Consider the following 22,841-nt stretch of genomic DNA (forward strand, 5'->3'; position numbering starts at 1 on the left):
ATAATGAGTTTACTTAAATCTCCATATACAAAAAAACAGAACTATTTGCTAGACATCCTTTAAATTCTCAAGAATAATGAAGATGTACCTAACAAGTAGGAGGCATCATATATGATACATTTAAACGATTTGGAGCCTGGCATCCGGAATTTGGTTGCCCAATTTATCGAAGCTGGGCGACCTTCGGCAAGACAGCAGAGCTTTCAGGAACGTCGACAAGGATATTTGAATACAATTGATCTTGCCGGAGAAGCCGTGCCCGTATGGAATATTATTGATCGAACAATTGATGGTTTACCACTTCGCATATACAAACCGTCGGATCAAACCAATCTTCCTATTTTGATTTATTATCACGGTGGTTGCTTTGTCAGTGGTGACCTCGAAACTCATGATCGTCAACTGCGTATGTTAGCCAATTTGAGTAACTCCCTCGTTATTGCCGTCGGTTATCGATTGGCACCGGAACACGTTTATCCAGCTGCACATGACGATGCAATTAAAGCTACATATATCGTCCGTCAGTATGCTTCGCATTGGGGTGGAAACCTAAACAACATTACACTCGCAGGTGACAGTGCCGGTGGACATCTTGCCCTAGTTACTTGCCTTCGTCTTAAGGCTCAAGGACAACGGTTACCCCAGCGACAAATTCTTATTTATCCGATGCTGGACGCGAACGGTTTAAGCAATAGTTATAAAGAATTTGGAGACGATTATGTGATTACTCGAGATATGTTGCTTAGTGGTTTTGAAGCTTACTTATCTAATCTACCTTTCAATCATCCGGAAGCCAGCCCATTATATAGGGATGATCTTACTGGTCTTCCAGAAACCCACATTTTAACAGCAGAATTTGACCCTCTCGTCGATGAAGGTCAAATGTTGTATCACCGTTTGCTAGAAGCAGGCGTGAAAGTACAATGCCGTCGGTATCTCGGAGTAAACCATGGATTCTTTCAATTGGCTGGTATCAGTCCAACTGGTATGAAAGCGATCGAGGATGTTGCATCTATTGTGAGATAGGTGCTATGTATTAAATTAAGAAATAAAATAAGTCCTTAAAACAAAAAATACGCTATTCTTTTTGTACAAATATGCAGAAAGGATAACATTTTCTGGTATTTGAAGGTATTAAAACATCTTAAGTTAAGGCATGTATGGTGGCCCTATATGGGGTACCGCCACATCGCTATTAAGCTAATAAAATAAAATTCCCCCTAAAATGAAAAAATAAGCTATTCTTTCTGTAGAACCATAGGAAAGGATGGCGTTTTTTATGTCTATTTCTGTATCCAATGAATTACAGCTATTCGCTCAAGAGATTCAAAGATTTTTATCCCCAAATATCTTACGAGATCTTGCTAAAGATGTTGGTTTTGTGCAACGAACCAGTAAGTACCAAGCAAAAGATTTAGTCGCTTTATGTGTATGGATGAGCCAAAATGTCGCCACAACTTCTTTAACTCAGTTATCTAGCTGTTTAGAAGCGTCAACAGAAGTGCTCATCAGTCCTGAGGGACTGAATCAACGATTTAATAAAGCAGCCGTCCAATTTTTACAACACATATTAGCTGAACTATTAAACCGAAAATTGGCTTCATCTATACCGATTTCCTCTACATATACTTCTGTTTTCAAGCGTATTCGTATTTTAGATTCAACTGCATTTCAACTTCCAGATTCCTTTTCATCTGTTTATCCAGGTGCAGGGGGATATAGTCATACAGCGGGATTAAAGATTCAGCTTGAGTATGATTTATTAAGTGGACAATTCCTTCATATTCATACAGGTCCAGGTAAACAACATGATCGAACCTACGGTTCCTTGTGCGTTCCAACTGTAACAGCGAATGATTTATGTATCCGAGATTTAGGTTATTTTCATTTGAAAGATCTTCAACATATACAAGATAAAAAGGCTTACTATATTTCCCGTATCAAATCGAATACACGTATTTACCAAAAAAATCCTACTCCGGATTATTTTCAAGATGGCAGAATCAAGAAAAGTACTGAGTATATTCAGATAGATATGGAGGTTTTAATGAATTCTCTTCACCCAGGACAAACATGTGAAATATCCAACGCTTATGTAGGAATGAAGGATAAAATACAAACTCGTGTGATTTTTCATCGTCTAACAAAAGAACAACAACAAAAACGATTACAAGATCAAGCTGTAAGAGAAAAAAAGAAAGGAATGAAGTATTCTTCTCGTAGCAAACGACTCAGTGGTATCAATGTATACATGACAAACACTCCTATAGATATTGTCTCGATGGAACAAGTGCATGACTGGTATTCTTTGCGTTGGCAAATCGAAATTTTATTTAAAACGTGGAAGTCATTCTTTCAAATTCATCATTGTAAAAAGATAAAACCAGAACGATTGGAGTGCCATTTATATGGTCAATTAATTGCTATTCTACTTTGTTCTTCCATCATGTTTCAAATGCGTCAATTACTCCTCATGAAGAAAAAACAGGAGCTTAGTGAATATAAAGCAATATATATAATTAAAGACTATTTTCTCCTTTTGTTTCAAACTATCCAAAAAGACACCCAAGAGCTATCAAAGGTGCTACTTCGCCTGTTCAACCTCCTACAGCAAAACGGGCGAAAATCTCATAGGTATAAAAAGAAAACAGTCTTTGATATATTAGGTGTCGTTTACAATTGTACCATGTCAGACAAGCAAGCGGCTTAATTCAAAAAAAATGAAACCCGTTAGGGTTTATTTCGTATGCAAATCTTTGAATTTCCTACACCTACTCTTTAGAAAAAATAACAACATCTACTATAATTGACGCTATATGATCTTAGCTTGATAGCGATGTGGTGCTACCCCATATCCATCAACTTAAGAATTTTATTATGCCCCAAAACAAAATAATGTACATTTTCATCTGGATATTTCAATTTTCTCGTTTTGGGGTATTTGCTTTTCTTAAATTGACATTCTCTTCTTTATTCCCTATAAGCTATTCATTTTTTCTATCGAAAATACTATTATAGGTTTTATTCACTAACTCTAAGGTGTTTCTTATAAAACCTTGATAAGGCGTTTCGGGTAGCGAATCTATTTTACTAGCTGCTCTCTGCGCATAGTTAAGTGCTTCCTCTATTCTTCCTAGATGTAAAAGACAATGTGCTCTATATGCATCTGCAGTGTAGAGAATACATAATTCAAGTGGGTAAATAGTCGTATTTGGCATCTTAAATTGTTCAAATGCTTCAAGGGCTTCTTTTACATGTCCTTTTCCTAATAATACTTTACCTTTTTCAAGATAATAATAGTCACTTCCGAGATTCCCCTTTACTAGGGTAGCAAACCTATCTAAGTAATATAGGGCCTGTTCATAATCCTCTGATGTTTGATTATGATAATGTGCTTGAAGCAACAGTGTAAAAGCTAAAGATTCATCATTTTCACTAAAAACAGCAAACTGTTCTGACTTCTTGATAAAATAAGCATAATCATTTTCATTGTTATGAAGAAGAGCTTGAAACGCTGCAATTCGGAAAATATTATCCATCTTATAAAATACCCTTTTTCTCTTAGATAGTTCAATTAGCTGATTAAGCTTACTCTTTCCTGATTTATAGTCACCTATCCCGAAGAGTAAGACCATTTCAACGTAATTCGCTTCTATTTCAACGACCATATCAATCACTGTTGCTTTTTCATGATACTCTTTTCTTACATTTCGTAACATTATCAGAGCATCATGGTAATCCTCCTCTTTTGCACGGTATTCTACCATATGTACTTTAGCAGCCACGCAGTGGCTATAAAGGGATAACCGCTCATAGATTGCTACTGCTCGTTCTATCAACATTTCCCCACGTTTTTGCTCGGATTTCATAACTGTTCTTCCGGAAATTTCCAATATCCTAGCAGATTCAAATGAAATGGGAAACTGTTGGTCCAACATGTCGTGTGTCAAATTTATTATCTGTTCATCATTATTTTTTTCAAATGCTTCCTCTACTTTATTAAATAAGTGCTTTAGCTCATCGGATGTAGGGCTCCCTAACAAATATTGAGGATCGCAGCCCAACTGGTGCGCGATAAATTTCAAACTATCCATCGAAGGGTTCGAATGCCCATTTTCAATCATGCTTAACATCCCTTTTGACATTTTATTACCAGATAACTCTACAAGTGTCATACCTTTTTCTACTCTTAATTTATTTATTCGTTTTCCTAACTCATTCATTTTCAACATCCTTTGTAATTCAGTCTACTAGTTCAATTATATTAAACTTTAGATTGAAAAGAAAATCAGTACATGTTACGATAAGTTCAATTAAATTGAACTTGTTTAATTGGAATTTTCAATGGATAAAAAGAAAAAGGGAGAATTGGATATGAGTGAATTTATTGCGAATGAAACAGGACAAAAATTAGATATAGGTGGTATTGAATTATACTATGAATTGTTAGGGGGAAATAATGAAGGTCCCACTCTAGTTTTTGATGCTGGATATGGAGCCACTTTAGAAAGCTGGAATCCTATTAAAGATGACATTTCAAAGTTCTCAAAAATGTTTATTTATGATAGAGCTGGTATTGGCAAAAGTGAAATGAATGAAAGACCTCGCCATAGTCAGCAAAGTGTCGAAAATCTACGTATATTACTTAATAAAGCAGGTATAAACCCTCCATATGTATTAGTCGGACACTCATTTGGAGGGTTAAATACAAGATTATTTGCAAGCACATATCCAGAGGAAGTAGTAGGAGTCGTTCTCTTAGACTCAACTCACGAGGATCAAAACAGAATATTGCCCTCTTTATTTACAAAAGAAGTTCAGGCGGCTTATTATAATCAATTTACTTTGGAAGGTTCTCTTAATGAAGTGGAAGAAAGCTTAGAACAAATTCGTACTTCTAAATCACTTGGAAACATTCCACTCATTGTTGTAACAGGGGGGCTGCAGCCTTTTCATACAGTGGAGTCTATGGCTACTTGGATGAAATTCCAGGGAGAGCTTGCTAACTTGTCGACTAATAAAAAACATATTGTTGTTGAAGATGCTGGACATGCAATACATATTGATCAACCTCAAGTTGTTGTCGATGTAATAAGGGATATATTAGATATGGTAAAGAATAATAATAAACACTCTACTCTGTAATAATTTGTTATAACTTAAAATTCATGTTGGTGAATCATTATTACGTGCATTAATAATTTAGTAGGTATCCTCTTATATTGGTGTGTCACTTGTACACTAACGACACATTTAATATAAGAAACGGTACTATTTTTCTAAATAGCAATTGGCTATCGTAGAAAAATAGTTTTTTCATCCCAAAGGAGATTCTAGGATATGTTTTTCCCATTTTATTGGTGGTACCCTATCGCCATCACGCTAAGGTGGATTCATATCCATACTATAAAAAATGTTATTCTTTTTGTAAAAATATAGAGAAAGGATGGCGTTTTTTTGATTATATAGATACAAATTTATCTTAGCTTGATAGCGATGTATGGTGACCCCTAGATGACTAATTTTTATATAATAAAAATAAAAATTGTACAAATGTTAATTCTTACAGTAATGAAGAAAGTTTCTGGAATCTAAATTTATGTGTTACTATCTAACTGCCGGCGTTCACCATCCTATGAATCCAGTAATTGCACTAAAAAAAGTACTCCTAGATTTATCTAGGAGTACTTTTTTATGAAACATTCTTCTTTTTTAAATCAACAGTTGTATTTTAAAGCATCAATATTACTTCTCTACTAATACAATATCGTCAAGATAAGCATCACAGCTTCCGCCGGAAGGAATATAAATGTAGACTTTTCCTGAAGCCTCTGTATCTCCAGTAGTAAATTCAACAGATTTTTGTTCATATTGTGAAGAAGTAAACTCCAATGTTTTTTCACCTACCCCATTAATTCCTGCCCCTACAATAACCTTTCGTCCCGAGGATACTATTTTTCCATTTGCTGATAATGTATATGTAGTATTAGGTTTAAAGGTTGCATATCCTTCAAATCCACCATTTGATCCCGTTAAATGAATTCCTTTAGAATTATTTATTCCTACATGTTCTTCGATACTGGAATTTACATAGCCCCATAGTTTAAGAGGATCTAAATTGGTATTTCGATCAAAATCAACATTTAAAATATAAGATTTTCCCTTTAATTTCACATTATCAAACTTAGCTCTACCATTTCCTGTGGAAGCAAATTTCACTGTAAAGTTTGATACATCCTCACCAGTTTCAAACTTAAATTCATGATGGGCTGGCTTAAAACCTGTATACTGTTTTTTTATTAATGGAACTATTTTTTGAGTTGAATCCAGATTACCTACTGTTACTTCTGCTGGAGATCCTATAATCCCTGCTACATCAAATGTTAATGTATATTCTGTGTTCGGCTTTACAGCAACAAGCTGTAAAGCCGTGTCCTCATGTATTAATTGCAAATAATGATTACCCGTTTCAGAAGTACCAATGTTCTCATTAGAAGAATTAGGGTTAGATAAAGCCCAATTATTTAGCCCATCTTCAAAGTTTCCATTTGTAATTTGTTCAGATATAAATAAACTATCCGCTGATACAGTACCTGAAAAACCTATACTAGCACTTAATACGATTGCTGTAGAATATACTCCCAAACCAAACTTTTTTACCATCTTCTCCATCCCCTTTAGGTACGTTTAAATTGTACTTGTTCATATTTCTATACATTGTTAGATAAACCTACCAAAAAATTCAAATAAACGTTTTATAAATATTTAAGTGAAAATTCCATCTATATCTTTAAAAAAACATCCGTAAATATGTCTGTGATATACGGATATCTATAAAATCTAAAAACGGTATTTTCAGACATATTTTTTATAGTTTTATAACCGTCTGTAAAAGTATACCTTTACGAACATATAAAAAGAAAAATCCAAAATGGACTCTTCTTTTGTAAATTTAAATGGGGAAGATTTAGATATGTCAGAGCATTCCTCAAATCGTTCTGTAAGTAAATTCCAGAGTGGCACCTCATTCCCTGAATCGTTTCCGTACCCCTAATTCATCTGATACAGAAATTGACATACAAAAACGCCATCCTTTCCTATGATTCTACAGAAAGAATAGCGTATTTTTTCATTTTAGGGGAATTTTGTTTTGTTAGCTGGATAGCGATGTGGCAAACTTCTCTGATAGACTGATAGGCATGATGTGCTACCTCACATCCATCACCTTAAGTATTTAGAATATATTCAAAGTTAAAAGCACGTTACTATCTTCTTATGTTAATGAGTAAGAGTGACGTGCTTTTTATGGACTTGCATCAAAAACACGAATTATCTTTATTCACCGAAGAGTTATATCGATATATGTCTTTCGCAACTCTTATTAATGAGTATAGCTCAAAGTACTTATCGTCAATTCATTTATCAAGGGAACTAGACAAAAATTCTCTTTTAAACTGAAATATTGCATCAACTGCTTTCTTACATCCACCTGCTTCACGTAAACTCTGACCAATTATTTTGCTTCCTTCCCTATAAGTTTTGTTATTAAGTACATTCCTTACCGTTTCTTTCAATAAATCAGATGTAATTTTTGTATAATCCAAAGTCAAACCAGCATTTAAATCCTCGACTCTTTTTGCTACAAAAGGTTGATCATTTGTAATTGGTAAAACAACAAGAGGCGTGTCATAATATAATCCTTCGCTTACACTATTCATACCACCATGTGTAATAAAGACATCTGTATATTTTAAAACCTCTAACTGTGGAACATAAGGACGAATAATGAAATGGGGTGGCATATTAAGAAAACGTCGCATCTCTATTTCCTTACCTACAGAAATTACAACTATTCCATTAAATTCTTTAAATGCATGCAAACATTTCTCATAAAATTCCGGCTGTTTATTTAACTCTGTTCCCATCGAAATGTAAATAACCTCTTTTCCGTCTAACCTATAAAGAGGAAATTCTACTATTTCCTGCCGTGAAGTGATAGAGGGTCCTATAAACTTAAAGGTATGATTAAAACAATGAGCATGAGGTTGAAAATATTTAGAAGTAAAAACTAATGTCATGTCACTTTCATAATGAAAAAGTTGCTCTAATGAATCAACATTCACCCCATAACGATCACTAATTCTATTTACAATCATTTGACATTCCTCAACCAATGGTGAAGTAGGATTAGATTCGATGTTTCCCAGTGGAATTTCCTCCAACATTTCTTTATTCATAGCAAATGTTGTACAGGATGCAATTGTAGGTATAGGTAACATTTCAGCAAGAATTCTGCCTAAAAGAAAATGCTGATCATAGATCATATAATCATACTTTTCACGAGTAATTTCTTCTAAAAGAAAAGGGATGGCATTCTCTGTTACCCTTAAAAATCTATACATCATTTGTAAAGGGTGAAACATATCCTTCATTCTATTTTTTAAATTAATTTCTTTTAAGTAATCTCCATAGTTTCGAAATTCAACATCTATATTCTTTAATTTATGGCGATATTCTTCCTCGCAATAATAAATAACTTCTTCTCCCCTATTCACTAATTCATTAACAAGACCAATTGTAGGATTGATATGACCTTCTGCAGGAAAATTTATAACCAACGCTTTTGACATAAAAAATCTCTCCATTTCTATATATTTTTATTAGAGTAGATTTCTAGTTGTCATTTTAAGTTTCTTGTTACATTATTTGTCTACACACGACAATTGGAAGTGAACTTTACAATTTCCTCAACTGCCTGTTTATAGCCACCAGATTCACGTAAAGACTCTCCAATCTTACGACTATTTTCTTTAAATTCCTTATCATTCATTACCTTTTCTACTGCTTCACGCAGCATTTCAGGAGTTAATGTTCTGCGATCAAGCTGAACTCCGGCTCCCACCTCAGTGACTCGTTTCGCGACTAATGGCTGATCCCCTGTAACTGGAATCACAACTAACGGGACACCATAATATAACGCTTCGCTAGAACTGTTCATACCACCATGTGTAACAAATACATCTGTATGCTGTAATACTTCTAATTGAGGTACATAATTAAACACTTTAAAATTCTCTGGAATATTTTCAAATTGGTCTATATTTATCCTTTTCCCGACCACTAACACGACCATTGCATTCATATTTCTAAATGCTTCAAAACAGTTCTCATATAAATCCGGTTGCTCATTAAAGACTGTTCCCATGGAAACAAAAATAACTTTCTTTTTTAAAATGTCAACTGGAAAGCTTCCTGCCTCTTTACGTACTGCAATTGATGGCCCAACGAATTTAAAAGAATCATTAAATACTTGAGAAAACGGTTGATATTCCTTAGATGTATATACTATCGTAATATCTCCAGGGTGATTCATAATATCATACAAGTTATTACACTTTATCCCATACTTCTCTTCCCATCGTTCCATTCCTAATAAACATGATTGATATAATGGAGAATTTTCATCTACTTTTCTCGATTCAGATTCTTCATTAAAAGTGATGTAATTATTAAAAGCAAATGTTGTACAAGAAGAAATTTTAGGTAACTGTAAAACAGTTGCTATAATGCGACCTACTGCGAAATGATTATCATATATAATATAATCATATTGTTCTTCCTTTATTTCCTCTAGAATCTGGTTTACAATACGATCTGTAGCTGCAATCATATTGGACAACATTTCGACAGGACTATTGCCTTCATTAATTCGATTCATAATATTGATTTGTGGGAGAAAATTTTCATATGCTCGAAATTCCACACCGGTTGCTTCAATTTTATTTCTATAGTCCGCTATACAATACGAAACAACTTTTTCTCCTCTGTGTACTAATTCACTTACAACTGCTAATGTCGGGTTGATATGCCCCTCTCCAGGAAAATTTATTACAAGTACATTCGCCATAATACTCGCTCCTTTCAAACTCATTAACAAAGTTAAATTAATATTTGATTGACCTTTTAATTTAGACTCTATTATAAACAAATATTTTTTAATATTTCATATGATTAGCTCATTTCATTATTGAGAAATATATTCCTGAGCACTTTGACATGCCTGTTTAACAATAAAAATACTTTTCGATAAACAAATCCCATTTTCTATTTATTCATATTCTCCGGTTAGTAAATAACTGCCTTTGCAAAAACTAGATATTCTTCCTAAATCTCTTAAAAAACATTATTTTAATGATTCTTACAAAAAAAGAATAACACTCTTATTTTCTTTTGTTCTTTTAAGGTTGTTGCAACACCCATAAATATTAAAGCAACTATAAAGTCGAAGAAATGTACTGGTAAAGGTGTTTTTTCTTTATGAAAGATTCCCGCACAAAGTATAGGTACCAAGAACGTATCCTTTAGTTAGATGACCACTTTCAACATAGCAAAATTATATTTCCTATAGCCATAGTGATAAATATCTATACTGAACATTAACAAAACTCCGTATGAATATTCTTAATTTACAATCTATTTTTAAAATATTAACCTATAAGTGCAGTAACAATTTGTCAAAATCAAGTCCCCAAACGAGATTTTGAAACAGTCATCTCAATACGCGAGAACAAAACAAAAGAACACTCATGTTGAGTGTTCTTTTGTTTTGTAATAATTAATATAAATATAACGAAATATTAATTAGATAGAGGCCCAAATATACACGTATATTTAATTTGGTTCTGGTGCAAAGATAAAATAAAAGATAATATAGTTCATATATTTCTAGCGGAATTCTGTTTTATGCTGTAAGCCCAAACAATCGATGGATGAATTCTTTCTGGTTTTGGACACACTTTCCATGGGGAAAAGTCTGTCCAAAACCAGATACAACTGATTAATATTCTCTTTGGCCTTACCGCATAGGCAGTCATTCCGTTAGGAATGACTCATTCTTTTTACTCTTCATTATCTTTTTGCACCAGAACCATTATTAATAGTTTCATAAAACTGGCCCACAATATTCCCCATCTCTTTATGTCTTCGGAAACTTTGCAACAGAACCTTAAACTACATTATAAGGCGTTTTTCATTATATTCAAATATCTATTACATTATTTGAATATCTGCTAGGGCACAATTTAAATTTAATAAAGTTTGTAATACTGAAGAATAAATAATTAATTCAGAAAAATTTTTAGCAACTTCATTATATCGCAATTACTTTTTAAAATTAATCAAAAATTTTTTCCTTTACTTTAAATTCCAGAATTCATATAATTTTCTATGGAATTACATTTTTTTCTAAACAGCTCCTGATTCATACACATTCTAAAGGATAAACACAAATCATTTCACTCGTATATTTAACTAGGTAAAATAAAAATCCATATTTTCACAAGGAGAAGTGACCACATGCAAGATATTTTGAATCTATTTCCGAGCGCTGATGGAAATGAAAAAAAACAAAAGCTTTTTTTAGAATCTATGCAGAAAATAGTTGAAAATCTTAGCCGATTAAAAAATGAAGACCGAGCATCTTTAGGTAACTGTGAGGAAAAATCAGACAGATATTACAATAACTTAATTCACCAAAGTCATATACCACTGGCTGGAATTGCTATGTCTGAGGTTATGGAAGAACTAAACCAATTTATGAATGGTCATCCTTATCCCAATAAATACTATTTGTCTAACGCTGTACCACTACCAAGTATTCCATCACTATTAGGTACAATAACCATGGCGCTTTTAAATGGTAATGGCGTTTGGGATGTATATGGCCCTGGGGCAGCTGAAGCAGAAGTAAAAGTTGTATCCATGCTTTCAAAACTGATCGGTTATAATCCGCATAATAGCGGTGGTTATACAACATGGGGTGGACAAGGATGTGTATTTTCAAGCTTACGTTTAGCGATTGCTAAACAATTCCCATTAGCAAAGGAACACGGTGTTCCACAAAATGTATATTGCTTTGCTTCTGAAAATGCACACTATAGTTTATTAAAGTCAGCTGAAGCAACTGGCATTGGGACAAATCACCTAATTAAAGTGAAAACTGACCCTTATACAAATTCTATGGATATAGAAGATTTAGAGGATAAAATGATAAATGTTATTGAAAACGGAGGTATCCCCCTTTATATTCTAGCTACTATGGGGTCAACAGATACATTTACAATTGATGATATAGAAAAAATTAAAGATAGTGCTGAATCAATACAGAAAAAATATAAATTAAAACCTATTTATATTCATGCAGATTCTGCAATGGGCGGATTCTATGGTTTCTTTAATAATTATAACTTTGAAGAAAATCCACTCTCATTTGAACCTAATGTGAAAGATGCCTTACAACTCGTTCAAGGGAAAATGCAATATATGTCTCTTGCAGATAGTGTATGTTTTGATTTTCATAAATTAGGACAAACACCTTATACTTCAAGTATTTTAATCGTGAAAAATCATACTGACTTACAACTTATGGACATCGAACAAAATGACACACCTTATCTTGGTAATAGATCATATGGCAGTTATCATACAGGCTATACCTTAGAATGTTCACGAGCTGGTAGTTCTATTCCGATGTATATAAATTTATTAGCCTTTGGAATTGAAGGATATCAAAAATTATTAGCAAATTATGTTCGTGTAAATCTATTATTTAGGGAGAAATTGCGCAAGGCTCTTCCTCAAGTAGCAATAACAAATGATTTTACTTATGGACCAATTACAACATTTCGTTTCTATATGAATGGAGATGGCCAGGTAAATTGGGAAAAGGAGCGTACAGGTCTCGCAACACAAGAAGAGATTGAGGATACAAATCGGTTAAATATAGAACTATTTAATTACCTAGGAAAAAATCGTGATCAAATATTCTTTGGCGATACAACTCGTTCTTGTGTAGTAGATGTAATAAACAGTTGTGATAGAAAACCAATTTCTACATTAAAATTCTTTTCTATCTCGCCATATACAAATGTTGAATGTTTAGATGAGATTGTAGCATTTCTTCATAAACATGTATCGATTGCTACTAAACAGATTTATTCATATGTTTAATAACCTTATTTGTTAGCGCTTTAATATTTAAACTTAACTACATTAAATAAAATTTTCAATCCCTTTTAATCAATATCTAATTTCAATTTACCACTATCTATATTAAGAAATGAGGAAAAATATATGAATATAGAGCTACTAGATACACACCACGTGAAAGATGCAGCACATTTAATTGCACATTCTTTTGTGAATAACGAACCTCTTGTAAGCAGTTTACAAATTCCTTTTGCTCCTTTTCACAAAATGTGCGAGGAAATGGTAAAACAAGCTGTATCTCAATCTATGTCATTTGTAGCAATAGAAAACTTTCAAATTGTTGGTGTTCTTTTAACAAGAAAAGTAACCCAACCATTAATAGATAAAGATAAAGCGAGTGAACTGTGTCCACAAATGGATCCCATTTTTCTACTCTTAGATACTTTAGAAACGGAATCAATTGAGTTTTCAAATTTAGATAAAGAAAGATTAGTCTATCTAGATATGGGCGCTTGTCATCCAGATTGGATGGGCAGTGGGGTAGTCACTACTCTTATTTCACATGCTATTCAAGAAATAAGTACAAGAGATTTTGATTTTATTGCTGCTTGTACAAATAAAATTTCTCAAAAAATCCTTAAAAAATTGTATAAGACTTTTGAGATTAATGAAATAGTGTATAATAAATTTCCTTATAAGGAATCATTGCCTTTTGCTAACACAACAACTTCCTTAACAGCTCAATTATTATATATACCTCAATCTCAATTTGTCATTAAAGCTATATAATTTTTAGAACTACTATAAATTCGAAAAAAATTATCCTATATGTGCATGAATCCTAAATTATTACTTTTCAAATAGTATACCCATACTTTTATAGCAGCTAAAAAAGGCTCCGAATTGAGGAGTCTTTTTCTTTATAATTGGTCAATATCTTAACTTTTTCGGATTCTGGTGCAAAAAATCTCTTAAACTTGGACATACTGATATTACTACTCTAGAAAAGGTGCGTGACCAGTATGGAAAAGGAAAATTTGTTCAAATGGAAGCATTATCAGCCTGAACTCATCTTATTAACAGTAAGGTGGTATCTACGGTACAATTTGAGCTTTCGAAACCTAGTGGAAATGATGGAAGAAAGAGGTTTATCCATTACTCACACAACGATTATGCGCTGGGTTCATCAATATGGATCTCAATTAGAAGAGAAAGGGTTCTGTTGCAAAGTTTCCGAAGACACAAAGAGATGGGGAATATTGTGGGCCAGTTTTATGAAACTATTAATAATTCATGTAATGCGTTATACGTCGAAAAAACGAAGTTTGGTTGAAGACTTTGAAATCCTAAAGAACGGGAGAATCGACGTTTCACATGTCCGTGATCTTGCTCAATGATATTATTGAGATACTTGATTGTACGATGAAAGGTATTTTTGTAAAGACCTATCTCCTTTAATTTTTTGAATGCGAAAGCTAAAGAAGGGGCCTTATCTGTCGTCAGAACAGTTGGTTCTCCAAAAGTTCGAACAAGTCTTTTCATAAAAGCATATGCTGCTTGTGTGTCCCGTTTTTGACGAAGTTGAATAACAAGTGTTTGTCCCTTTTTATCAATTGCTCGATATAAATAACACCATTTCCCTTTCACCTTGACATAGGTTTCATCCAAACGCCAAGATAACAATATGTTTTTGTTTTTCTTCTTCCAAATGTGATAGATAAGCTTTCCATATTCATGAACTCAGCGCATGATAGTTGTTGGATGAATAGAAATACCACGTTCTTTGAGAATTTCAGACACATCGCGATAACTTAAAGAAAAACGACAATAGTAGCCAACAGCTATTAAAATAAGATCCTTCTTGAACTGGTTCCCTTTAAAATATCCCATCTGTGATTCTCCTCGTTTTCTTTTTCGAAAGTGTAGCTTAGTTTAGAAAACTTTGCTACAGAACCACTTTTATTGTATATTTTAGAGTTACTTTATGTTTACGTCTAGAACATGTTAAAATAACCACGTATGCAAACTATATAAAGAGAATAAGGGAGTCATGAGCTTGAAGAAGGTATTGAAAGGTTTATTATGGGGTACAGGCTCAATATTTGGTGCTTTCGCGGCGTTTATTACGTATGTGGTAATTACGGATGTGAAGCATAAGGATGTTGAGAAGTTGAAGGTGGAAAATAATAACGAGCGCATTCTTAAGGTTGGGGAAGAGTTTAAGGCGACAACGTTTAATATTGGCTACGGCGGTTTAGATAAGGATCAAGATTTCTTCTTAGACGGAGGGACGGGTTCGCGCTCTAGTAGTAAAGAGCAAACAGAAAAGAATATCAGCAATATGCTGTCTTTCTTACAAAAGGAAGATTCTGATTTTATTTTAGTGCAAGAGATGGATGAGAAGTCACTTCGTTCATTTGATGTGAATCAGTATAAGGCGTTTCAAGATGGACTGAAAGATCATGCGTCTACGTTTGGTTATAACTTTAATGCGCAGTGGGTGCCGGTGCCAATTAAGAAGCCGCACGGATATACGAACAGTGGACTTGGTTCGTTCTCAAAATATAAAGTAGAAGAAGTGACGAGATATCAGCTTCCTGGAAGAGAAATGTGGCTTCGTCAATTATTCGAATTAGATCGAGCGATTGTTGAGCATAAGGTTCCAGTTGATAACGGGAAATATTTGCGAATGGTGAACGTTCATTTATCTGCATATGATAAGGGCGGAAACATTCGAAAGCAACAAGTTGAGTTTTTGAAAGAGTATATGAATAGGCATTATAAAAATGGCGATTATCTCGTGCTTGGCGGAGACTGGAATCAGCTATTATCTGATGTGCAGTTAAAAGATCCGAAGTTTAAAGAAGAATGGCCAGAGTGGTTAGTACAGCTGCCAGAAGATTTCACTGATGGTGGATTCCAGTGGGCTGTTGATGATACTGTTTGGACAGTTCGTGATAATGTAAAGAGCTATGTCGAAGATGAGAACTTTGTTACGATTATCGATGGATTTTTAGTGTCTCCAAATGTGGAGATTGTGAGCGTACAAGGGCATGATTTGAAGTTTGAAAACAGTGATCATAACCCGGTTAACGCAGTGTTGAAGTTAAAATAGTAGGGGAAGACAACGGAATGGTTCAAGAGAGAATGTGTGCAAGAAGAGTGTAACCATATGTTGTCTGAAGTCTTATCCAATGTAAATAATCTCGGCTCTTTCATTCATTCCATTAATGGATGAATGAAAGAAATTGCAACGCATCAGTTTTCTCTTTCCTGACTTTTATAAAACTCATCAATTACTTATTTGTAGATGGATATACTTCGAATTAATGTTCTGAATATTCAGCTCAAAAAATATCAATTTACTTTATCTAACAATTATGTAAAACTATAACCAAGCTGAATTCTTCTTTAAAACTTTCCCCTAATAAAGATTTAAAGACAATTCTGTTTTTATTCGAACTTAAGAAAGAAGCCAATTCCTATACAAATTGGCTTCTTTCTTATGAATTCACGCTACAACGTGAATTCATACTCTTTTTCATCTATAATCTTACCACATCATCAACATTTTTACGATGTCTTTTCCGAAAATTCAGACAAAATAGTTCATTTTGATGAAAGGTATTTTTGTAAAAGTCTATCCTCTGTAATTTTTTAAATGCGTAAATTAAAGAAGGAGCCTTATCTGTAGTCAGAACCGTTGGTTCTCCATAAGTTCGAACCAGTCTTTTCATAAAAGCATATGCCGCTTGTGTCTCTCTCTTTTTACGCAGTTGAATATCAAGCGTTTGCCCCTCTTTGTCAATGGCACGATATAAATAACACCATTGTCCTTTTACTTTAATATAGGTTTCATCGACTCTCCATGAGTCATTTATTGATTTAAGGTGATATCGTACTTTCTCTTCTAATTGAGGCCCATATTGATGAACCCAGCGCATAATCGTTGTGTGAGTAATGGATAAACCTCTTTCCTCCATCATTTCCACCAGGTTACGAAAGCTCAAATTGTACCGTAGATACCACCTTACTGTTAATAAGATGAGTTCAGGCTGATAATGCTTCCATTTGAACAAATTTTCCTTTTCCATACTGATCACACACCTTTTCTAGAATAGTAATATCAGTATATCCAAGTTTAAAAGATTTTTTTGCACCAGAACCTCCAAAATTATCTTTTGTAGTTGAAGTTTTCCAAATAATAAGTTACATTTTTAAAGTTCAAGCAACTTTATGACAATACAAAAAGGGGAGAAATATTGTTATTATGCCAAAAATGAAATGGAAGAACTATGTATGTTATTTTGTTATTCTTATACTTCTTGGAACAGCAGTAACAGTCAAACCAGCTATCTCTAAAGCTGAGGAATCTGATGTTAATATTACATTATTGGGTACTGCAGATATTCATGGTAGATTTATGCCTTGGGATTATGCGCTTGATGGTGCAAATATGAGTGGAAGTTTAACGCAGCTTTATACGGTTATAAAGAAGGTACGTCAAGAAAATCCAAATACCATATTATTAGATGCCGGGGATACAATTCAAGGAAACTCAGTAGAATTATTCAATGATAAGCCACAATCTCCAATGATGGTAGCGATGAACGCAATGGGATATGATGCTTGGGCATTTGGAAATCATGAATTCAACTTTGGATTAGATACATTGAAAAAAGTTAGTGAGCAATATAAGGGAAAGACGTTAGCAGGAAATATTTATAAGGAGAATGGAGAGCGTTTTCTTCCTGCATATACGATTGTTGAAAAAGGTGGAATTAAAGTTGGGATTATTGGCATGAATACACCAATGATTAGTGATTTTGAAAAAGGGACAGATCATTTGGCTGGTTTAGTAGTGAAAAATCCAGTAGAAGAGACAAAAAAGGTAATTAAAGAATTAGAAGGTAAAGTAGATGTAATGGTAGGGGTTATGCATATGGGACTAGAAAATGAGAATGGAATCCCTGGTACTGGGGTTCAAGATATTGCGAATGCTTGTCCGGAAATAAGCGCTATTTTTGCAGCTCATATGCATAAACTTGTTAAAAAAGAAGTTGTAAATGGTGTTATTATTACAGAACCAGATAAATATGGAACGCATATCTCACGTATTGACCTTACTTTTACAAAGCAAGATGGGAAGCTGGTTTTAAAAGATAAAACAGCTACCGCTTTACCTGTAAAAAATGCTGATGGAACAACGGTATTATCTGATCCTACACTTGAAGCAACACTAACACCTTTTCACGAGTATGCGAGAGGAGATGCAAATGTTGTAGTCGCTCAATTAAAGGGTAGAAATCTTGTTCCTGAAAATGAAATAAAGGGTATTCCAAGTGTGCAAATTCAAGAGACACCTTTATCAGATTTTTTTCATGAAGTCATGCTCTATTACAGCAAAGCAGATGTAGTAGCCCATCAAATTGATAACGATTATGCCCGTTTGGATGTAGGTCCTATTAAGAAGAAAGATATTGCGTATAATTACCAATATGCTTTGGGAGAAATTACAGTATATAAGATAACTGGGAAAGATTTAAAAGACTACATGGAATGGGCGGCAGGGTATTTTAACTCATCTCGTGCCGGAGATGTAACAGTTAGCTTTGATAAAATCCGCCGTGCGTCTAAATACAGTACGAACGATTTCTTTGGAGGCGTAAAATACGAAATTGACTTAACAAAACCATATGGAAGTAGAATTACAAATTTACGATCTATTCGTACAAATAAACCAATCAAAATGAGCGATGTTATGACGCTGGGAATGAATGCATATAGAATGGAGGCTCTTCAGGCAAAAGGGGGAGCTTTAGAGGGACGTAAGTTTGAACAAATTTGGTCATCTAAACAAGAGAATGCATTCGGAGAAACAGGTGGAACCATTCGTAACCTTGCTATTACATATTTAAAAGAGGTAAAGAATGGTGTATACACGCCAAAAGTTATGCATAATTGGAAAATTACCGGTGTAGATACACATTCTTCAGAGCATAAGGCTGTAGTGGATCTTGTAAATAAAGGAATTTTAGAAATTCCAAAAACAGAAGATGGAAAATATACAAATATAGCATCTATAAATACTAAAGATTCAATTACAAAAGAAGAGATTGTAGCACTCTCTCAAAAAGCTAATATGAATCCGAATCAGTTTAATCATGTAAAAACAAAAGGTGAATTTTACAAAAAACTTAATAGGATTATTAAAAAAATATAAGGAAAATCTGGTTCTGGTGCAAAAAAATCTCTTAAACTTGGATATACTTGTAGCTTTAAAATAAAGTTTGATTAAATTATTACTAATAACCTTGATATAAAGACAAGTCTAAAGAGCATGTTTTGAAAAAAGATTGATCAAAACATGCTCTTATTTAATGTAATCGATTCATTTCTTTATAAAAAGGTTTGATAATTTTATTGGGTCTGTTGCAAAGTTTTTTTACACATAGAGACATGGGAAGATTGTGGTCAAATTTTATGAAACCGATAATAAATTCTGTAATTCGTTATACGTCGAAAAGACGGAGTCTGATTGAAGACTTCGTCTTTGTTTGTATATGGCATGAAGCGTTTCTATCCCTTTTATCGTACGTGAGGCATGACGAAGACTTTGAAATCCTAAGGAACGAGCGAAACGGCAAGCGGGTACACTCCGCTTGCCGTTTTTTCATAGCTTCGTATGTATTTGAATTCCTTTCGCTTTCTCTTCTTCACCCTTCACGCGTACAATTAAATCATATGATCCGGATTTTGGCGCTTCAAAAGAAAGCAAACCTTCTTTTTGAGAAGTGACTTCTTCTTCATAAATGACCTTATCGTCTTTTGTGACTTGCAATAAAATCGTACCTTCTTCAACGGCTGCCTCATAAGGAATTTCCACATTTCCTTTTTCAGCTTTAATCGTTTGCACATCGTGATACCCTTGCAGGGAGCCAATTTTTAAAGTCGTTTCGCCATTTTTTTGAACCTTTGTGACTTTTGTTACTGTATTGCATGCGCTTAACAATACAACAAGAGTGAGAATGAGAAATGAACGTAGCAATTTCATAGAGATTCCCCTTTCTTTTTTATCATGATAAAATTTTACCATTGCGGTAACTATTTTATCATTTTTTGATAAGCCAACATACTCATCAAAATTAAAAATTGTTATTTACTGATAATCTGTATGACATCCGCATCCTGTCAGCCTAATAAACTCCCGTAAATTTACTTAATCTACATTTCTTTTTGTAAATTTTAATACAGATTCTCTTGAACGTTCGATTTCATTTTTATTTTCATTATAGAACTTTGACACAAACCTTAATATCATCATTTGTTTTTGAAATGACTGATACATTTTTTCAATAATCCGTAATGCTATCGCAATTGCCATAACCGCATTCTTTTTCTGATAATAATACCAATCATTAGCTAACATCATTTGAGCCTTTATCGCCTTATCGCTCATTACTTCACTCTTTAAATACTTCCGCTCAATAATTTCCCTTTGCTCAATATGGGGTACCACCCCACATCCATCAACTTAAGAAAACAAATCCACCCCAAAACGAAAAAAGTGAACTTAATTGTCATGAATAAATGTGGCGTGAAAAATGTTGTTATGGGTGTATTTCGAAATCTTAGAGAGAATAAAAAAAGATATTGTCATATTCTTAAATCTGTAATATAATGAATTTATATAATTCTTAATATTCAGAAATTTAAAGAGGAGGAATTATTATGGCAATCGCAATTGCAGTTTTATCATTTTTAGGTGGAGTAATTCCGTTAGTAACAACTCTATTAAAAGCATTCATGTAATCTTTACTTCTTTACAATGAATTATTATCTTACAAATGATCTGTTTATCAAAGCTAAATTGATGCACAGATCACTTGTGTGAGTCTAAATAGTAAAAAGGCTTATTTTCCTCACAAGGACTAAGTCTTTTTTATGCTTTCTTGTGAAAAATATACAAATTTACTTCTTCTCAAAATACACAGCCAGAATCACAGCACTCTCAATATGTTCATGAATTATATGTAATGATAACATGAGTTTCATTTTATTATAGTTAATTAATCCTAAATATAAATATAGGTCATTAAGTAAGAATGCCCCATTCTTCTCTATTTACCTATATCTATATCTATATTTTTACTAATTTATTATGATATCGACATTGATTTAAAGTGTTTTACACGAAATAAACAAGTGGGATTTTTTGTTTGATACAAGAGTAATAAATGATTTTGTTTTCATAATTAACAAAATTTTTAAATATTAATATTTGTTATATAATAAACCTATCAAGAAACATCCCTATGTTTTTCTAATATGCCTGTTAAGATAGTTTGTGTTACCCTTTTTGTCACCTTACCTTAAAAAGAACTTGTAGTGATTCCTACAAGTTCTTTTTGTTTTTTAACTTATAAAACCTACAATAGATCTTTAAAAAACTAAAAATCTTATTTGAAGTCAAAGTTTATATAAACTTAGTTTGATGAGCATAGGAAGGCACTCTAAAATAAACATTTTTTGTAATTTCAATCATTTTGGGTTCTGGTGCGAAAACTTCAAGATAATTGCAAGTAATCTCTAAATCTTGGACATACTGATACTATTACTCTAAAAAGGTGCGTGATCAGTATGGAAAAGCGAAATTTATTCAAGTGGAAGCATTATCATCATATTATTATTTTGCAAACAGTAAGATGGTACCTACGGGGCAACTTGTTTTACTGGACAAGTCAGTGAAGTTCATCCATCAACTATTTGGAATTGCTGCTTAAGACTAGATTCCACTAGGAAACTTTTCGCCTCTTTATATCTTTCCTAAGTATTTGCACCAGAACCCCCAGAATCGTTTCCGTACCCCATATATACATAATTACTTTTCGATCTACAGCAAGAACCCTATGATTAAACCTATGTTAGGATTTAAATCTTTTTACACAGCTAAATCCACGATTTCTGGTATTGAAGCGATACATATGATAAAAAACAGAAACTTATTTTACGGGACCAGTCTGTTCAAAATCAGAATATCTTTATCAATCAATTATTTGGATTAGCTGGATAAAGGATGATTCCGTTAGGAATTTACCCTCCCTTTCATTTTCCGTTATATATTTGCACCAAAACCCTTTGATATCATATTCCTCTTTAATTAGATAAGAAAGAATAACGTCTTTTTTCATTTCAAGGAAATTTCTTTTTGTTAGCGTAATAACGATGTAATTCTATCCCTCTATCAAGTTTAAAGCTTCACTTCGAAGTGCACTATTATCTTTAAATATTCCTTTATATGAGGAAGTTATAGTCATTGAACCAGGTTTTTTCACACCTCTCATTGTCATACACATATGCTCAGCTTCAATTACAACAATTACTCCTTTTGGCTCTAAAGTTTCAAAAATTACATTTGCTAATTCATTGGTTATTCTTTCCTGCAACTGTGGTCTTTTACATATGGTTTCTAAAGCTCTAGCTAATTTGCTTAACCCAGTTACTTTTCCATTATTGGGAATATAACCTATGTGGGCCCTTCCAAAAAAAGGTACCAAATGATGTTCACACATAGAATAGAACGGAATATCTTTAACTAATACCAATTCTTCATGATTTTCATTAAATATTTTTAACAAATGTTCAGAAGGGTTTTGACCTAAGCCTTGAAAAACTTCCTTATACATTTTTGCTACTCGCTTTGGGGTTTCCAAAATACCTTCCCTATTAATATCTTCTCCAATTGCTTCAAGAATCATTTTTACTGCTACTTCAATTTTGTCAGTATCTATTTCTACACTTTGGATTGTTTTTAAGCTCATATATTATTTCCACCTTATTAATTTATTCATAAA

The 22,841-nt window shown here is 33.3% G+C and carries 14 protein-coding genes and 6 pseudogenes; 10 read left to right on the plus strand and 10 right to left on the minus strand.

The window, feature by feature from the left end; translation table 11 throughout:
- Nucleotides 1-111: 111 nt before the first annotated feature.
- Nucleotides 112-1,026, plus strand: a complete 915-nt coding sequence (locus NSQ40_RS18610) for an alpha/beta hydrolase (RefSeq protein ID WP_003209902.1) — start codon at nucleotides 112-114, stop codon at nucleotides 1,024-1,026.
- 253 nt (nucleotides 1,027-1,279) lie between these two features.
- Nucleotides 1,280-2,710 (plus strand): IS4 family transposase, encoded by a 1,431-nt coding sequence (locus NSQ40_RS18615; RefSeq protein WP_258248248.1) that lies wholly within the window; start codon nucleotides 1,280-1,282, stop codon nucleotides 2,708-2,710.
- A 274-nt stretch (nucleotides 2,711-2,984) separates the two neighbouring features.
- On the opposite strand, the gene NSQ40_RS18620 is transcribed toward NSQ40_RS18615, so the two are convergent.
- Nucleotides 2,985-4,223, minus strand: a complete 1,239-nt coding sequence (locus tag NSQ40_RS18620; protein ID WP_239500226.1) for a helix-turn-helix domain-containing protein — start codon at nucleotides 4,221-4,223, stop codon at nucleotides 2,985-2,987.
- A 151-nt stretch (nucleotides 4,224-4,374) separates the two neighbouring features.
- On the opposite strand from NSQ40_RS18620, the gene NSQ40_RS18625 reads away from it, so the two are divergent.
- Nucleotides 4,375-5,145 carry an alpha/beta fold hydrolase gene (locus NSQ40_RS18625; RefSeq protein ID WP_033796653.1) on the plus strand — a complete coding sequence of 257 codons (771 nt, stop codon included), beginning with the start codon at nucleotides 4,375-4,377 and terminating at the stop codon, nucleotides 5,143-5,145.
- 600 nt (nucleotides 5,146-5,745) lie between these two features.
- On the opposite strand, the gene NSQ40_RS18630 is transcribed toward NSQ40_RS18625, so the two are convergent.
- From NSQ40_RS18630 to NSQ40_RS18640, 3 genes are all read right to left on the minus strand, one after another.
- On the minus strand, nucleotides 5,746-6,663 hold the full coding sequence (locus tag NSQ40_RS18630) for a carbohydrate binding domain-containing protein (protein WP_033796654.1): 918 nt from the start codon (nucleotides 6,661-6,663) through the stop codon (nucleotides 5,746-5,748).
- Nucleotides 6,664-7,415: 752 nt separating this feature from the next.
- Nucleotides 7,416-8,630: a macrolide family glycosyltransferase gene (locus tag NSQ40_RS18635; protein WP_033798195.1), complete on the minus strand. Its 1,215-nt coding sequence runs from the start codon at nucleotides 8,628-8,630 to the stop codon at nucleotides 7,416-7,418.
- Nucleotides 8,631-8,710: 80 nt separating this feature from the next.
- Nucleotides 8,711-9,907: a macrolide family glycosyltransferase gene (locus NSQ40_RS18640; RefSeq protein WP_033796656.1), complete on the minus strand. Its 1,197-nt coding sequence runs from the start codon at nucleotides 9,905-9,907 to the stop codon at nucleotides 8,711-8,713.
- A gap of 1,448 nt (nucleotides 9,908-11,355) precedes the next feature.
- Here NSQ40_RS18640 and NSQ40_RS18645 point away from each other — a divergent pair.
- The 3 genes and pseudogenes from NSQ40_RS18645 to NSQ40_RS18655 form a co-directional block, all read left to right on the plus strand.
- Entirely contained in the window at nucleotides 11,356-13,008 is a 1,653-nt protein-coding gene (locus NSQ40_RS18645; RefSeq protein ID WP_098159365.1) for a pyridoxal phosphate-dependent decarboxylase family protein, read from the plus strand.
- A gap of 123 nt (nucleotides 13,009-13,131) precedes the next feature.
- Entirely contained in the window at nucleotides 13,132-13,776 is a 645-nt protein-coding gene (locus tag NSQ40_RS18650; protein ID WP_003204295.1) for a hypothetical protein, read from the plus strand.
- A gap of 233 nt (nucleotides 13,777-14,009) precedes the next feature.
- A pseudogene (locus NSQ40_RS18655) lies at nucleotides 14,010-14,201 on the plus strand (IS6 family transposase); the annotation flags it as partial.
- Nucleotides 14,202-14,259: 58 nt separating this feature from the next.
- Here the strand turns inward: NSQ40_RS18655 and NSQ40_RS18660 are convergent.
- Nucleotides 14,260-14,877, minus strand: a pseudogene (locus tag NSQ40_RS18660) (IS6 family transposase).
- Nucleotides 14,878-15,043: 166 nt separating this feature from the next.
- Between NSQ40_RS18660 and NSQ40_RS18665 the strand changes: the two are divergent.
- Nucleotides 15,044-16,102, plus strand: a complete 1,059-nt coding sequence (locus NSQ40_RS18665) for an endonuclease/exonuclease/phosphatase family protein (RefSeq protein ID WP_080547318.1) — start codon at nucleotides 15,044-15,046, stop codon at nucleotides 16,100-16,102.
- 525 nt (nucleotides 16,103-16,627) lie between these two features.
- On the opposite strand, the pseudogene NSQ40_RS18670 reads toward NSQ40_RS18665, so the two are convergent.
- Nucleotides 16,628-17,081: pseudogene (locus NSQ40_RS18670) on the minus strand (IS6 family transposase); the annotation flags it as partial.
- Between the two features lie 176 nt (nucleotides 17,082-17,257).
- Here NSQ40_RS18670 and NSQ40_RS18675 point away from each other — a divergent pair.
- Nucleotides 17,258-19,210, plus strand: a complete 1,953-nt coding sequence (locus tag NSQ40_RS18675) for a bifunctional metallophosphatase/5'-nucleotidase (protein ID WP_003210542.1) — start codon at nucleotides 17,258-17,260, stop codon at nucleotides 19,208-19,210.
- A gap of 258 nt (nucleotides 19,211-19,468) precedes the next feature.
- Here NSQ40_RS18675 and NSQ40_RS18680 read toward each other — a convergent pair.
- The 3 genes and pseudogenes from NSQ40_RS18680 to NSQ40_RS18690 form a co-directional block, all read right to left on the minus strand.
- Nucleotides 19,469-19,630, minus strand: a pseudogene (locus tag NSQ40_RS18680) (IS6 family transposase); the annotation flags it as partial.
- A gap of 30 nt (nucleotides 19,631-19,660) precedes the next feature.
- A complete protein-coding gene (locus NSQ40_RS18685) occupies nucleotides 19,661-20,041 on the minus strand; it encodes a BA_1872 family lipoprotein (protein WP_033796864.1) in 381 nt (126 codons plus the stop codon).
- A gap of 165 nt (nucleotides 20,042-20,206) precedes the next feature.
- The gene (locus NSQ40_RS18690; protein WP_241776707.1) at nucleotides 20,207-20,446 is read right to left on the minus strand and encodes a hypothetical protein; all 240 of its coding nucleotides are present in this window, start codon (nucleotides 20,444-20,446) and stop codon (nucleotides 20,207-20,209) included.
- Between the two features lie 1,181 nt (nucleotides 20,447-21,627).
- Here NSQ40_RS18690 and NSQ40_RS18695 point away from each other — a divergent pair.
- Both NSQ40_RS18695 and NSQ40_RS18700 read left to right on the plus strand, forming a co-directional pair.
- Nucleotides 21,628-21,720, plus strand: a pseudogene (locus NSQ40_RS18695) (IS6 family transposase); the annotation flags it as partial.
- 179 nt (nucleotides 21,721-21,899) lie between these two features.
- Nucleotides 21,900-22,060, plus strand: a pseudogene (locus NSQ40_RS18700) (IS6 family transposase); the annotation flags it as partial.
- Nucleotides 22,061-22,220: 160 nt separating this feature from the next.
- On the opposite strand, the gene folE reads toward NSQ40_RS18700, so the two are convergent.
- The gene (folE, locus tag NSQ40_RS18705; protein WP_003203751.1) at nucleotides 22,221-22,808 is read right to left on the minus strand and encodes a GTP cyclohydrolase I FolE; all 588 of its coding nucleotides are present in this window, start codon (nucleotides 22,806-22,808) and stop codon (nucleotides 22,221-22,223) included.
- Nucleotides 22,809-22,841: the final 33 nt, after the last annotated feature.

This window comes from Bacillus sp. FSL K6-6038, from assembly GCF_038050455.1.
Taxonomy (GTDB): Bacteria; Bacillota; Bacilli; order Bacillales; family Bacillaceae_G; genus Bacillus_A; species Bacillus_A pseudomycoides.

What these genes read in the sequence shown, in the direction of transcription:
- NSQ40_RS18610 (WP_003209902.1), top strand. Translation starts at nt 112, where the DNA reads ATGATACATTTAAACGATTTGGAGCCTGGCATCCGGAATTTGGTTGCC.
- NSQ40_RS18615 (WP_258248248.1), top strand. Translation starts at nt 1,280, where the DNA reads ATGTCTATTTCTGTATCCAATGAATTACAGCTATTCGCTCAAGAGATT.
- NSQ40_RS18620 (WP_239500226.1), bottom strand. Translation starts at nt 4,223, where the DNA reads ATGAATGAGTTAGGAAAACGAATAAATAAATTAAGAGTAGAAAAAGGT.
- NSQ40_RS18625 (WP_033796653.1), top strand. Translation starts at nt 4,375, where the DNA reads ATGAGTGAATTTATTGCGAATGAAACAGGACAAAAATTAGATATAGGT.
- NSQ40_RS18630 (WP_033796654.1), bottom strand. Translation starts at nt 6,663, where the DNA reads ATGGTAAAAAAGTTTGGTTTGGGAGTATATTCTACAGCAATCGTATTA.
- NSQ40_RS18635 (WP_033798195.1), bottom strand. Translation starts at nt 8,630, where the DNA reads ATGTCAAAAGCGTTGGTTATAAATTTTCCTGCAGAAGGTCATATCAAT.
- NSQ40_RS18640 (WP_033796656.1), bottom strand. Translation starts at nt 9,907, where the DNA reads ATGGCGAATGTACTTGTAATAAATTTTCCTGGAGAGGGGCATATCAAC.
- NSQ40_RS18645 (WP_098159365.1), top strand. Translation starts at nt 11,356, where the DNA reads ATGCAAGATATTTTGAATCTATTTCCGAGCGCTGATGGAAATGAAAAA.
- NSQ40_RS18650 (WP_003204295.1), top strand. Translation starts at nt 13,132, where the DNA reads ATGAATATAGAGCTACTAGATACACACCACGTGAAAGATGCAGCACAT.
- NSQ40_RS18675 (WP_003210542.1), top strand. Translation starts at nt 17,258, where the DNA reads ATGCCAAAAATGAAATGGAAGAACTATGTATGTTATTTTGTTATTCTT.
- NSQ40_RS18685 (WP_033796864.1), bottom strand. Translation starts at nt 20,041, where the DNA reads ATGAAATTGCTACGTTCATTTCTCATTCTCACTCTTGTTGTATTGTTA.
- NSQ40_RS18690 (WP_241776707.1), bottom strand. Translation starts at nt 20,446, where the DNA reads ATGAGCGATAAGGCGATAAAGGCTCAAATGATGTTAGCTAATGATTGG.
- folE (WP_003203751.1), bottom strand. Translation starts at nt 22,808, where the DNA reads ATGAGCTTAAAAACAATCCAAAGTGTAGAAATAGATACTGACAAAATT.